Source organism: Herbaspirillum rhizosphaerae, from assembly GCF_001189965.1.
Classification (GTDB): Bacteria; Pseudomonadota; Gammaproteobacteria; order Burkholderiales; family Burkholderiaceae_D; genus Herbaspirillum; species Herbaspirillum rhizosphaerae.
This window is the reverse complement of sequence record NZ_LFLU01000002.1, coordinates 353,362-366,214: the sequence shown is the minus strand read 5'-3', so window position 1 is coordinate 366,214 and position 12,853 is coordinate 353,362. Positions and strand designations below refer to the sequence as shown.

The window sequence follows — 12,853 nt, the reverse complement described above, 5'->3', positions numbered from 1 at the left end:
CAAGAACATGACCACTCCCCGTCCTTCTCTCTCTCATCGCGCGCTGGTGCTCTTCAGCGGCGGCCAGGACTCCACGACCTGCCTGGCGTGGGCGCTGTCGCGCTATGAGAAGGTGGAAACCATCGGCTTTGATTACGGCCAGCGTCACGCCATCGAACTGAAGGTGCGGCCGACCTTGCTGGAGAAAATGCGCGGCTTTTCGGCCGAGTGGAACAAGAAGCTGGGCGAAGATCACATGATCGACCTGTCGCTGATCGGCAATATTTCCGACACCGCGTTGACGCGTGACGTCGCCATTTCGATGCAGGAAAACGGCTTGCCGAACACCTTCGTGCCGGGACGCAATCTGCTGTTCATGACAGTGGCGGCGACCGTGGCCTATCGCCGCGGGCTGGACGTGTTGGTCGGCGGCATGTGCGAGACGGATTTTTCCGGCTACCCGGATTGCCGCGACGACACCATGAAGGCCTTGCAAGTCGCGCTCAATCTCGGCATGGCAACCAACCTGAAAGTGGAAACGCCGCTGATGTGGATCGACAAGGCGGCCACCTGGCGCCTGGCCAATGAACTGGGCGGACAAGCGCTGGTCGACCTGATTCGTGCGGACACGCACACCTGCTACCTCGGCGAGCGCGGCGCGCTGCACGACTGGGGTTACGGCTGCGGCAGTTGCCCGGCCTGCGACCTGCGCGCGCGCGGCTACCAGCAGTACACGCAGGCCGCGTAAGCGTCTTCGGCACATAAAAAAACGGCAGGATCGGGATCATCCCGCCTGCCGTTTTTCTTTTGCGCTGCGCTTTCGGGGCGCGACATCAGATCCGTCGAATCAGCCTCAGAACAATTCGTTCTTCATCTGGTTCTTGGCTTTCTCTTCTTCCGGCGACGCCGTCGTGCCATGGTCGCCCATGCCCAGGTCGCGCACGCTGGCGTTAGGCGGATATTCCGAATAGTAGTATTCGCCGCCCGATTCGATCAGGCCGCTCGGCACGGTGCGATCGACCATCGGCGCATCCTTGAGCGCCTTCTGCATGTAGCTGATCCAGATCGGCAAGGCCAGGCCGCCGCCGGTTTCGCGGTCGCCCAGGCTCTTCGGCTGGTCGTAACCCATCCATGCGATACCCACCAGGTTCGGCTGATAACCGGCGAACCAGGCATCCATCGAATCGTTGGTGGTGCCGGTCTTGCCGGCCAGGTCGGTACGCTTGAGCGACAAGGCCTTGACCGCCGTGCCGTGACGCACGACGTCGCGCAGCATACTGTCCATCACGAAGGCGTTGCGCGCATCGATGACGCGATTGGCTTCGTCGCCGGACCTGGCCGGTTGCGCTTCGGACAGGGTGTTGCCGTTGTTGTCGGTGATCTTGGAGATCAGGTAGGGATTGATCTTGTAGCCGCCGTTGGCGAACACCGAATACGCACCCACCATCTGCAGCGGCGTCACTGCACCGGCGCCCAGCGCCAGCGTCAGGTAAGGCGGATTCTTGTCGGCGTCGAAGCCGAAGCGCGTGATGTATTCCTGCGCGTATTTGACGCCGACGCGTTCAAGAATGCGGATCGACACCAGGTTGATCGACTTCTGCAGCGCGCGGCGCATCGAGATCGGGCCTTCGAACTTGCCGCCGTAGTTCTTCGGCTGCCAGACCTGGCCGCCGGTCTGGGTGAAGGTCAGCGGCGCATCGTTGATGATGGTGGCCGGCGACAAACCCTTTTCCAGCGACGAAGAATAGATGAAGGGCTTGAACGACGAACCCGGCTGACGCCATGCCTGGATCACGTGGTTGAACTTGTTGCGGTTGAAATCGAAGCCGCCGACCAGCGCGCGGATCGCGCCGTCGTTCGGATTGACCGAGACGAACGCCGATTCGACTTCCGGCATCTGCGTGACAATCCAGTTCTTGCCGTCCTGGAAGACGCGGATGATGGCGCCGCGCTTGATCTTCTTCTGCGGCGGCGCTTTTTCGCTCAGCAGGTTGCCGGCAAAACCGAGGCCGGAACCGGAAATCTTGATCTCGTCGCCGGTCGCCAGCACGGCGGTGATTTCCTTGGTGGTCGCTTCCAGCACCACGGCGGCGACCAGGTCGTCGCTGTCGGGATGATCGGCCAGTTCAGATTCGATGGCGTCGTCGGCCTCTTCCTTGGAGGTGGTCGGGATTTCCATGTAGCCTTCCGGACCGCGATAGCCGTGACGGCGTTCATAGTCGATGATGCCGCGGCGCAGCGCCAGGTAGGCGGCGTCCTGATCTGCCTTGGTGATGGTGGTGAAGACGTTCAGGCCGCGCGTGTAGGTGTCGTCCTTGAATTGCGCGTAGACCAGTTGGCGCGCCATTTCGGAAATGTATTCGGCATGCACGCCGAAGGCGGTGCTGTCGCTCTTGACCTGCAGTTCTTCATCCTTGGCCTGGGTGTATTGCTGTTCGGTGATGTAGCCGAGCTGGCGCATGCGCAGCAAGATGTACTGCTGGCGCGCGTGGGCGCGCTTGGGATTGACCACCGGGTTGTAGGCCGACGGCGCCTTCGGCAAACCGGCCAGCATGGCGGATTCGGCGATGGTCAATTCCTTGAGCGACTTGCCGAAATAAATCTGCGCCGCCGACGAGAAACCGTAAGCGCGCTGACCGAGGTAGATCTGGTTCATGTAGACCTCGAGGATCTGATCCTTGGTCAGATTGCGTTCGATCTTCCAGGCCAGCGGAATTTCATACAGGAATTTGCGCGAGGCCTTTTGCAGGAAGGTCGGCTCGTTGCTGGTCAGGAAGAAGTTGCGCGCCACCTGTTGCGTGATGGTGCTGGCGCCGCCGCCACCGCCCGACAGATTGGCGAAGCTGGCGCGCACGATACCTTGGTAGTCAACGCCGCCGTGCTCGTAGAAACGATCGTCTTCGATCGCCAGCACGGCCTTCTTCATGATGTCCGGGATATCTTTGATGTGCACGAGGTTGCGACGCTCTTCGCCGAATTCGCCGATCAGCACGCCGTCAGCCGAAAACACGCGCAGCGGAATCTTGGGGCGATAGTCGGTCAGCGAATCGAGATCCGGCAGCTTCGGATAGGCCAGCGTCACCACAAATCCCAGCACCAGCACCGCCATCAGCACCAGCGCCACCAGTGTGCCAACCATCCCCAGCAAGATGCGGATGACCGGATGCAAACGTTTCTTGGTCTTGGGGGTAGCGACGGGAGTTGTTGGTTCAGGATCAGGCGCGGCAGCAGGAGCTGGAATCGGCGCTTTGCCTTTGTTTTCAGGGGTGGTCATGCGTTGAGGCTGGGCTTGAGAAAGACAATCTTCGCATTATAGCGACTTGCAAGGAGGGGAAATTCGGCAATTGACAGGAATCCGCATCCTGCACAGGCCGGCGATATGCGCTTGCCGGCGCGACGGCGAACCGGAATCGGTGTTCTGAGAGCATTTTCGACAATAAGTTTCTCTTTTGTCCTGAGAAACGGTTTTTCTTACCTGATGGAAAATTTCTTTACAGACAACAAATCTTGTTGCTAGGATGCTGCATATTGCAATAATGACAATCATTCCGATTGTTTTTGCAGCGCCGTTTGATCTCATCTGACGCCCTTTGTTGACGCCGTTGACTGCAAGCCGCCACCGACAAACCTCCCACCACAACCGGAACGCCGCCGTGTTCGATCTCTCGCGCCTCTTCCTCTCTCGCAACGCCGCATTCATCGGCATGGACATCGGCCGCCATGCCGTGCGCATGGTCGAGTTGTCTCGCCGCAAGACCGGCGTGTTCGTGCTGCGAGGCTATGGCAGCGAACACCTTGCCGAGGGCGCCGTCACCGATGACGGCATCGACGATCTCGAACATGTCATGAACGCCGCCTCCCGCCTGTGGGAACGGTCGGCTTTCAAGGCGCGCAAAGTCGCCATCGGCATTCCTCCCGCGGCGGTCACCGAACGCACATTCCACGCCGGCCGCGGGCAGCCTGACGCGCGGCTTGAGGCGCTGGCCAAAGAACACATCGCGCCGCTGCTGGACTATCACGTCACCGATGCCTGCATCGATTTCTGCGTCCTCGAAGCGGCATCGCAGCTTGCCGGGCAAGTCGAGGTCCTGGTGGCGGCAACCCGCCGGGAAAACGTCGAGGATAGGCTCGCTGTCGCCGAATTTCTCAAGCTGCATGCCATCGTCGCCGAGGCGGAAAGCCACGCCGCACATGTCGCCGGCGGACGTGCCAACCCCTTTTCCGACATGGTTCTCGCCGCCGGAATCGACGCCGGTCAGTTGCAAGCGGAGGGATCAAATTATCTGGTCGCGTGCGGGTTGGCGTTGCGAGGATTCGACTGATGGCGAAGCTCAACTTCCTGCCCCATCGCATTGCCGAGGAACAGAAGCGGCAACAACGGTTCTACCTGATGTTCTGCAGCGCATTGATGGCTAGCGCCATCAGCGTGTGGATTGCCAAGCTGCTGCTCGACCGACAAATCACGCAACAGACAGCGCTGGTGCAGTTGTTGCAAGCCGAACACGCCAGACTCGACGCACAGATGGACCAGGGCAAGAACCTGCAAACAAAAATCGCTGCGCTGACAGCACAACTACAAGGCATCGCAGCGCTACACCAACAAAAAAATCACGCCACCCGGCTCTTGCAAACATTGGCGGCCCGGACGCCGCCCAAGATTCATCTGCGGACATTCAAACAACAAGGCGCGCACATCACCCTCAGCGGAAATGCGCCCTCCCCGACCGACATCGTCCAGCTGCTGGCGAATCTGCGTGAAGACAAGGGCGCACTCAGCCATGCGGAGCTGGTCGAAACGCATGTCGTACAACAGCTGCCGGGCGACGGCAAAGCACAGCGTACCAGCCATGACTTTGTCATCGCCACCGAACGCGCGCCTGTCGCGCGCAACAGCAAGGCCGCGCAATGACGGACCGTCCATCGATGCGCCATCCGGGCAATTTGCCGCCATCCCAACAAGTATTGATCTGCGTTGTTGCGTTTGCCGTGATCGTGTTCGCAGGCTGGCAGCACTTTCTGCAGCCGGACCTGCAGCAGCTGAAGGATCGCGAACGGGAAGGGCGAACGTTGAAGAGCGCGTACAAAGCCAAATTCGATACCGCTGTCAGCCTGCCCTTCCTGCAAACCCGGCTGCAACAAACGACGGAGGCGCTGCAATTGCAGTTGCGCCAGCTCGCCGCTCCCGACGATCGGGGTTCCGTGCTGCAAGACATCGCCACGACTGCGCAAGCGCACGGCTTGCTGTTCGAATCCGCCAAACCAGGCAACACCGACACCTTGGCCGACTACAGCGTCCACGCCGCCGGCATTCGTCTCAGCGGGAATTATCACGATCTGGGACGTTTCGCGGCCGACGTCGCGGCCATGCCGCACATCGTGGTATTGAGCGATCTGCAGTTGTCGGCGGCCGATCACAATAGCGTCGTCATGGAGGCTATCGCCTTGAGTTACCACCGTCGCACAGCAGACGACGATGTCGGACAAGTCCGCGCAACGGCAGCAAGGGACTTGCCATGAATCGACGACCTTCTACCGGGAAAATGCCCTTGTTCATGGCCGCCATGGCTCTTGCCGGCTGCGCAGAACGCGAGACGCCCGAGCAGTTGCAGGCCTGGTTCCACATGGCGCACAACAACGCGATCACGACGCCGCCGCGATCCGCTGCAGCGCCTGCATTCCTGCCTTTGCCTTATGAGGCAACGACCGGCCGCACGCCTTTTGAGCCCATCGATGCCGCTGAATCCTACCTCCTCCACGCGAGGCCGGCGCAACGTGGCGATGCGCAGCCCCTGGAAGAGTTTCCCCTGGAATCGATACGCATGGTCGGCACGATTTCACAGGAGAATCGCCGCTATGTCTTGCTGCAAGCGGACCGGATTGTCTACCTGGCCAAGTCCGGAGATTATCTTGGGAAAAATTTCGGCGTGATTCGCCGCATCGCCGACGACGAAATTGAACTGGAAGAACTGCTCCCCGCGGCAGAGGGCCGCTGGACGACACGCCAGGCGCTGCTGTCGCTGCAAGGCGGAAGGAAATGATCATGCATCCCGGACCATGCCACGCCGACAGCCTTCGCCGCCGCTTGTTGCAAGCCATTCTGGCGCTTGCCGCAGCGATGATGTGCGTCTTCTCATCCTCTGCGGCGACCGCACAAACGACCGATGCGCAACCTGGGCGAAATGCCATTCTCGCCATCGATGCGACGGCAACAAACAAGCACATCGACGTTCGCATCCGGCTTCGCGAACCGCTGGTGAGGCCGCCGCTGCATTTCTCCACGCTGCATCCTGCGCGCATTGCGATCGATCTTCCCGCCATGGACAACGCAACGGACAAACAAAGCCAGGACCTGAATCTGCACAGCCTGCGCTCCTACTCGATTGCGCAATCCGAAGAACGCAGCCGTATCGTCTTCAAGCTCACCTCTGCGCTGCCTTACACGCTCAGCGCAGAGGGCCGCAGCCTGATGCTGCGCCTCGATGTGTCCGCCCCTGCGACAAAGGGAGAGCCGTTGCCGATATCCCGCCCAGATGCGCCACTGGTGAAAAACATCGATTTCCGACGCGGCCCGCAGGGCGAAGGCCGCATCATCGTCGACTTGCCGGATGCAGCCACCGCGCTCAACGTCAGGCAACAGGGCAAGCAACTGATCGCCGAACTGAGCAACGCAGGCTTGCCGGCATCTCTGCAGCGCAGTCTCGACGTCGCCGATTTCGGCACGCCGGTGCGGACCATACGCAGCATTCAGGAGGGATCTGCAGTGCGCATGCTGATTGATGCGGAAGGCGCCTGGGAGTACAGCGCCTACCAAAAAGACACTCAGCTCGTCATCGACCTTCACACACCCGGGGACAAGGGCAAGCGTTCGCAGCAACAATATCGCGGCGACAAATTGTCGCTGCAGTTCCAGAGCGTCGAGGTGCGCGCGATTTTGCAGGTCATCGCCGACTTCACCGGCCTCAATATCATCACCAGCGACAGCGTCGCCGGCGCACTGAGCTTGCGGCTCAAAGACGTGCCCTGGGATCAGGCGCTGGATATCGTGCTGCAGGCGCGCGGACTGGACATGCGCCGCAACGGCAGCGTCATCTGGATCGCCCCGCACAATGAACTGCTGGCCAAGGAAAAACTGGAGCTGGAACAGCGCGCGCAAATCGCCGAGCTGGAGCCGCTGCGCGCCGAAGTCTTCCAGCTGAACTATCAGAAAGCGGAGGCGTTTCGCAAAGTCTTCGGCATCAGCGATGACGGCGGCTACGGCAACAGTTACGGCGGCGGTCCGGAACGCCGCAACAGCATCCTGTCGCGCCGCGGCAGCGCCGTGGTGGATCAGCGCACCAATCAACTGTTCGTCACCGACACGCCCAGCGTTCTCGACAACATTCGCAAGCTGCTGGAGAAAGTCGACATTGCCTCGCGCCAGGTGCTGATCGAAGCGCGCATTGTCGAGGCGGACGACTCCTTCAGCCGCAATCTCGGCGTGCGGCTGGGCTTCTCCGCGAAAGCCAACGGTTTCGCCGCCGGCAATAGCTATAACAGCGTCGGCGAACTGGCCGGACTGACGCCGGCAACACCCACGTCCTACGCCAACAATCGCGCCGTCAATCTGCCGGCGCAGGCCCTCGGCGGCGCCAGCGCAGGCAGCTTTGCATTGAGCCTTTTCAACGCCGCCGCCAATCGCTTCCTCAACCTCGAACTCTCTGCACTGGAAGCCGACGGCAAGGGAAAAATCGTCTCCAGCCCGCGCGTCGTGACAGCCGACCAGCAAGCCGCGCTGATCGAACAAGGCGAAGAAATTCCCTACCAGCAAGCCACCAGCAGCGGCGCCACGTCGACCGCGTTCAAGAAAGCCAATCTCAAACTGGAAGTCACGCCGCAGATCACGCCCGACGGCAACGTCATCCTCAGCGTCGACATCAACAAGGACAGCCGCGGCACCTCCACGCCGGGCGGCCTGGCCATCAACACCAAGCACGTCAAGACGCTGGTGCAGGTGGAAAACGGCGGCACGGTAGTCATCGGCGGGATATACACGCAAACCCAATCGACCAACGTCGCCAAAGTGCCCTTGCTGGGCGATATACCCGTCCTCGGCAACCTGTTCAAGAACACAACCAGGGTCGACGACAAGACCGAACTGCTGATCTTCCTGACGCCCAAAATCGTGATGGACCGGCAATTTCTACGCTGAAACAGGCCCGAAGCCATCTTTTTCCCGATATTTTCCCGACAACACAGCAACAGACGGTAAAATCGTCTGTTGCAGCCCGTTGCCATGGGAAGGCGCAAAACATGCACAGAACATGCACGCCGCCCCCTTTGCAACCGGCCCTCCGGACAATCCCGTAGTGAAATTAGCATATGACTGGAAGCATCTTTCTTGTCGGCCTGATGGGCGCCGGCAAGACAACCATAGGGCGTGCCCTTGCGAAAAAACTGAACAAGCGCTTCGTCGACTCCGATCACGAGATCGAGTCGCGCACCGGCGCAACCATCCCCGTGATCTTCGAGATCGAGGGAGAAGAAAGTTTCCGCAGGCGCGAAGCCGACGTCATCCGCGAACTGAGCGCCCAGCATGACATCGTTCTGGCTACCGGCGGTGGTGCCATCCTGCGCGCCGAAACACGTGAATACCTCAAACAGCGCGGCACCGTGATTTATCTGCGCGCAGGCATCAACCAGATCCTGCAACGCACCGGCCGCGACAAGAACCGCCCGCTGCTGCAAACCGCCGATCCGCGCCGCAAGCTCGAAGAGTTGTCGCGCCAGCGCGATCCCTACTACCGCGAGGTCGCCGATTTCGTCATCGAAACCGGCCGTCCGAACGTGCAATTCCTTGTGCAATCCATTTTGAGCCAGCTCGAGCTGACGCCCAAGCAAACCGCCGACATGCTGTCGACCGCCACCGAAGCCGCCAATACGGCGGCGACAACCATCGCGGTCGAAGCCATCTCCACCCTACTCAACAACGCTACTCCAGCAGAACCTGCCATGACCGCTTCCACCCTCTCCGCCATCGCCCTGCAAGTCGACCTGGGAGAGCGCAGCTATCCGATCACCATCGGCCACGGCCTGCTGTCCAATCCCGAATTGCTGACGCGCCATGTCGCCGGCAAGCGCGCCGCCATCGTCACCAACGACAAGGTCGGCCCGCTGTATCTGGCGCAGGTGCAGAAGCTGCTTGAAGACGCCGGCAAGCAAGTCACCGCCATCGTGCTGCCCGACGGCGAAGAAGAAAAAACCTGGAACAGCCTGATGAAGGTGTTCGACGTCCTGCTCGCAGAAAAATGCGATCGCAAGACCACCATGATCGCGCTGGGCGGCGGCGTCATCGGCGACCTGACCGGCTACGCGGCAGCGTCGTACATGCGCGGCGTGCCTTTCGTGCAGATCCCGACCACGCTGCTGTCGCAAGTCGATTCGTCGGTCGGCGGCAAGACCGGCATCAATCATCCGCTCGGCAAGAACATGATCGGCGCCTTCTACCAGCCGCAAGCCGTGATCGCCGACACCGCGACGCTGCATACGCTGCCGGCGCGCGAACTGTCGGCCGGCCTGGCGGAAGTCATCAAGCACGGCGCCATCATCGATGCGCCGTTCTTCGACTGGATCGAGGCCAACATCGGCAAGCTGGTCGCCAAGGACAACGCGGCGCTGGCGTATTCGATCCAGCGCTCCTGCGAAATCAAGGCCGACGTCGTGCGCCAGGACGAGCGCGAAGGCGGCCTGCGCGCCATCCTGAATTTCGGCCACACCTTCGGCCACGCGATTGAATCGGGCCTCGGTTACGGCCAATGGCTGCACGGCGAAGCCGTCGGCTGCGGCATGGTGATGGCGGCCGACCTGTCGCAACGCCTGGGCTTCATCGACGTTGCCACGAAAGATCGCCTGACCGCGCTGATCAAGGCAGCCGGCCTGCCGGTGGTGGCGCCGAATCTCGGCACACAGCGCTGGCTGGAACTGATGGAAGTCGACAAGAAAAACGAAGGCGGCCAGATCAAGTTCATCCTGATCAAGCCGCTGGGACAACCGCTGATCACCAGCGTGCCGCAAGACATCCTGCTGCAAACCCTGGCAGCGTGCACGGAAAGCTGATCGCATTTTCTTCCTGCTTGCCGTTTCGCTGCTCCTGTTTTGCGCTGCATTGAAGAACCTTTGAAATGAGTTCCTGACATGACCCAAGACGCGCCGCTCCAGCTTGCCCCCTATGCCGCACATGCAGCGAACTCGGCAGGGCGGCGCTTCCCGGAACCGGCGCCCGGTTCGCGCACCGAATTCCAGCGCGACCGCGACCGCATCGTCCACTCCACCGCGTTCCGCCGCCTCGAATACAAGACCCAGGTCTTCGTCAATCATGAAGGCGACCTGTTCCGCACGCGCCTGACCCACAGCATCGAAGTCGCCCAGATCGCCCGCTCCTGCGCGCGCAACCTGCGCCTGAACGAAGATCTGGTGGAAGCCATTTCGCTGGCGCATGACCTCGGCCACACGCCTTTCGGCCACGCCGGCCAGGATGAACTCAACAGCTGCATGAAAGACTTCGGCGGCTTCGAACACAATCTCCAGAGCCTGCGCGTGGTGGACGACCTGGAGCAGCACTACGGCGCGTTCGACGGCCTCAACCTGACCTTCGAAACGCGCGAAGGCATTCTCAAGCATTGTTCGCTCGCCAACGCCAGACAGCTCGGCGCCATCGGCCAGCGTTTCATCGACAAGAAGCAGCCAGGACTGGAAGCGCAACTGGCCAATCTGGCCGATGAAATCGCCTACAACAACCACGACATCGACGACGGTCTGCGCTCCGGCCTGCTGACCCTGGCGCAACTGGGCGAAGTCGACTTCTTCGCGCGCCATCAGCGCGAGGCCGAGCAGGTCTATCCCGGCATCACCGGCCGCCGCGCCATCAATGAAACCGTGCGCCGCATGATCAACGCCCTGATCGTCGACCTGATCCGCACCTCGCAGGCCAACATCGCCGCCGCCGATCCGAAGAACATCGGGGACGTCCGCAATGCGCCGCCGCTGATCGGCTTCTCCGAACCGATGCGACAAGAGGCGGCGATTCTCAAACGCTTCCTGCGCCAGAACCTGTATCGCCATTACCAGGTCAACCGCATGACCAGCAAAGCCCGCCGCATCATCGCCGAGCTGTTCGCCGCCTTCAACGCCCAAGCCAACCTGCTGCCGCCCGACTATCAGGTCGGCGGCGAAGACGACGATGCGCGTCGCCGCCAGGCGCGCCAGGTGGCCGACTATATCGCCGGCATGACGGACCGCTACGCCATGCGCGAACATCGCCGCTTGTTCATGGTGGAAGAACTTTAGGGCCTGTTAACAATTAATCTGCGAGTGCGAACGCGCGGCAGGCGACGCCTGCAGCCGTTCCCGAGGGTTGCTTTCACAAAGCGCGCTGCCCGCGTCGCCTGGCTTGCAGGTGGACCCACCACCTGCTACGCCACGCTCCTTGCCAGCACGCTTTGTGAAAGCAACGCATCTCGTAAATTAATTATTAACAGGCCCTGAAAAACCATCGTAGTAAGTTTTAAAACCGATTGAAATTTATTTCTTCTTTCAATCAATTCGGCGCTCAGCCATTGCACTCTCCATTGTCGTTGCTACCATTTGCTTGGTGGCCGCCGGCACACGTACGCGAGTTCCACTGCAAACGAACGACATGCAAAGATGAGCGTCATGCAGAGATCCATTCACTCACGAATACTAAACACCGGCATCCTGCTCCTTGCCTTGGCTATCGTCGGTCGCAGCGCCGCCGGGCACAGCGACAATCCTTCGCATCCGCCCGGACAAGGCGACATCGTCATCGGCCAATCTGCCGACCTCAGCGGGCAATTCGCCCCCATCAGCCAGCAATTCCTTACCGGCGCCAATGTCTATTTCGCGCAACTCAATGCCCAAGGCGGGATTCGCGGACGCAAGCTCAGGCTGCTCTCCGCCGACGACAAAGGCGACCCCGAGCTCGCCGTCAGGAACACCGTGCAATTTCTGCAGAACGCCGGGGCCGTGGCGCTGTTCGGCTATACCGGTGCACAGACCAGCATGGCGGTGCAGCCCATCGTCAATCAGCGGAAAGTATTGTTCTTTGCGCCGATCACGGGAAACCGGGCCGTCTACTCCACGGCCAACCGCCACATCTTCACGATTCGCGCCAGCTATGTGAACGAATATGAATATCTGTTTTCGCGCCTCCCCCGGATCGGCCTGAAACGATTGGCCATCTTCGACGACGGCACCGGGCCTCAGCAGATTGCCTTCATAAAAACCCTGATCGTCAACGCCAAGGCGCAACTGGTCGCGTCCGAAAGCGGCATCGGCCAGGACATCGACAAGATCGCGGACAAGCTGCTGCAGGCGCGGCCCGATGTCATCCTGATCATGAGCGTCACGCAAAAGCTGAACGTCGCCCTGATCAAAAGCCTGCACGCCAAGGCTTATCTCGGCTACCTCTACTGCAATTCCCTGATCTGCAGCCCGCTGCTCACCAACAATCTCGAGGACACCGCCAACGGCCTGATCATTTCGCAAATCGTTCCCTTCCCCTGGCGCGCCGCCACACCGATCGTGCATGAATATCAACACGCCATGCTCAAGGCCGGCATCAAGAAATTCAGCTACCTCGGCCTGGAGGGATTCATTGCCGCCAAGGTTCTGGCGGAAGGCATGCGTCGCGCCGGACCAAACATGACGCGCGAGAAATTAATTGCCGCCATGGAAGGCATCAATCAAACAAATTACAAGCTCGCCGGCTTCCGGATCAATTATTCCGCAACGAATCACCATGGCTCGACCTATGTCGACACAACAACCATCGATAAACACGGAACTATCGTGCATTAGATAATTGCGCCTTTGGCGGCCC

Annotated in this window: 10 protein-coding genes; 9 read left to right on the top strand and 1 reads right to left on the bottom strand. The window is 60.6% G+C overall.

Going from position 1 to position 12,853, the window contains the following annotated elements; translation table 11 throughout:
* Positions 1-7: 7 nt before the first annotated feature.
* On the top strand, positions 8-727 hold the full coding sequence (queC, locus tag AKL25_RS04415) for a 7-cyano-7-deazaguanine synthase QueC (RefSeq protein WP_050476626.1): 720 nt from the start codon (positions 8-10) through the stop codon (positions 725-727).
* A gap of 105 nt (positions 728-832) precedes the next feature.
* On the opposite strand, the gene AKL25_RS04410 is transcribed toward queC, so the two are convergent.
* A complete protein-coding gene (locus AKL25_RS04410; protein ID WP_420840698.1) occupies positions 833-3,253 on the bottom strand; it encodes a penicillin-binding protein 1A in 2,421 nt (806 codons plus the stop codon).
* A gap of 379 nt (positions 3,254-3,632) precedes the next feature.
* On the opposite strand from AKL25_RS04410, the gene pilM reads away from it, so the two are divergent.
* From pilM to AKL25_RS04370, 8 genes are all read left to right on the top strand, one after another.
* Complete coding sequence (gene pilM / locus AKL25_RS04405) at positions 3,633-4,301, top strand: type IV pilus biogenesis protein PilM (protein ID WP_050476419.1); 669 nt, start codon at positions 3,633-3,635, stop codon at positions 4,299-4,301.
* Positions 4,301-4,888 carry a PilN domain-containing protein gene (locus tag AKL25_RS04400; RefSeq protein WP_050476418.1) on the top strand — a complete coding sequence of 196 codons (588 nt, stop codon included), beginning with the start codon at positions 4,301-4,303 and terminating at the stop codon, positions 4,886-4,888. The genes pilM and AKL25_RS04400 overlap by 1 nt, the downstream gene beginning before the upstream one ends.
* Positions 4,885-5,496, top strand: coding sequence for a type IV pilus inner membrane component PilO (locus AKL25_RS04395; protein ID WP_050476417.1), 612 nt, complete (start codon positions 4,885-4,887; stop codon positions 5,494-5,496). Before AKL25_RS04400 ends, AKL25_RS04395 begins: the two co-directional genes overlap by 4 nt.
* A gap of 35 nt (positions 5,497-5,531) precedes the next feature.
* The gene (locus AKL25_RS04390; protein WP_240475647.1) at positions 5,532-6,017 is read left to right on the top strand and encodes a pilus assembly protein PilP; all 486 of its coding nucleotides are present in this window, start codon (positions 5,532-5,534) and stop codon (positions 6,015-6,017) included.
* 2 nt (positions 6,018-6,019) lie between these two features.
* A complete protein-coding gene (locus tag AKL25_RS04385; RefSeq protein ID WP_050476415.1) occupies positions 6,020-8,167 on the top strand; it encodes a type IV pilus secretin PilQ in 2,148 nt (715 codons plus the stop codon).
* Between the two features lie 170 nt (positions 8,168-8,337).
* A complete protein-coding gene (aroKB, locus tag AKL25_RS04380; RefSeq protein ID WP_050476414.1) occupies positions 8,338-10,071 on the top strand; it encodes a bifunctional shikimate kinase/3-dehydroquinate synthase AroKB in 1,734 nt (577 codons plus the stop codon).
* Between the two features lie 78 nt (positions 10,072-10,149).
* Positions 10,150-11,301 (top strand): deoxyguanosinetriphosphate triphosphohydrolase, encoded by a 1,152-nt coding sequence (locus AKL25_RS04375; protein WP_050476413.1) that lies wholly within the window; start codon positions 10,150-10,152, stop codon positions 11,299-11,301.
* 366 nt (positions 11,302-11,667) lie between these two features.
* The gene (locus tag AKL25_RS04370) at positions 11,668-12,831 is read left to right on the top strand and encodes an ABC transporter substrate-binding protein (RefSeq protein WP_157050479.1); all 1,164 of its coding nucleotides are present in this window, start codon (positions 11,668-11,670) and stop codon (positions 12,829-12,831) included.
* Positions 12,832-12,853: the final 22 nt, after the last annotated feature.

Coding starts and splice junctions, on each gene's coding strand:
- queC (WP_050476626.1), top strand. CDS start 8: ATGACCACTCCCCGTCCTTCTCTCTCTCATCGCGCGCTGGTGCTCTTC.
- AKL25_RS04410 (WP_420840698.1), bottom strand. CDS start 3,253: ATGACCACCCCTGAAAACAAAGGCAAAGCGCCGATTCCAGCTCCTGCT.
- AKL25_RS04400 (WP_050476418.1), top strand. CDS start 4,301: ATGGCGAAGCTCAACTTCCTGCCCCATCGCATTGCCGAGGAACAGAAG.
- AKL25_RS04395 (WP_050476417.1), top strand. CDS start 4,885: ATGACGGACCGTCCATCGATGCGCCATCCGGGCAATTTGCCGCCATCC.
- AKL25_RS04390 (WP_240475647.1), top strand. CDS start 5,532: ATGGCCGCCATGGCTCTTGCCGGCTGCGCAGAACGCGAGACGCCCGAG.
- AKL25_RS04385 (WP_050476415.1), top strand. CDS start 6,020: ATGCATCCCGGACCATGCCACGCCGACAGCCTTCGCCGCCGCTTGTTG.
- aroKB (WP_050476414.1), top strand. CDS start 8,338: ATGACTGGAAGCATCTTTCTTGTCGGCCTGATGGGCGCCGGCAAGACA.
- AKL25_RS04375 (WP_050476413.1), top strand. CDS start 10,150: ATGACCCAAGACGCGCCGCTCCAGCTTGCCCCCTATGCCGCACATGCA.
- AKL25_RS04370 (WP_157050479.1), top strand. CDS start 11,668: ATGCAGAGATCCATTCACTCACGAATACTAAACACCGGCATCCTGCTC.